The sequence below is a fragment of the Herbidospora sp. RD11066 genome (assembly GCF_054661255.1).
The window spans coordinates 1-286 of record NZ_BAAGDO010000102.1; the positions used below are offsets into that span (position 1 = coordinate 1).

Annotated in this window: 1 protein-coding gene; it reads right to left on the minus strand. The window is 44.1% G+C overall.

The window, feature by feature from the left end:
* Positions 1-286 (minus strand): hypothetical protein (locus tag ACYQ78_RS39465; RefSeq protein WP_459806116.1); only part of this gene is annotated, 286 nt, incomplete at both ends.

The following is a 286-nucleotide window of genomic DNA, read 5'->3' on the forward strand; positions in this document are numbered from 1 at the left end:
CTCTTCATCCATGTCTTCACCAAAGTTCTTGACATACACATTGGTAAACTTCTTGGGTTGGTTACCAAGCTTCTCCTGACGTTCTCTTCGAGACATCCACTTTGTAGCATAAACTTTCTTGTCGTTTAACAACATGCCGTTCACTTTGCCAATAGCATCTTCGGCTGCTTCTTCGGTATCGAAGTGAACAAACCCATAACCTTTTGAGGTTCCGTCCTCTGCTTGAGCAATCTTACAGGAAAGGATGTTCCCAAAGGCACTGAACGTATCGTACAGCGCTTTGTTG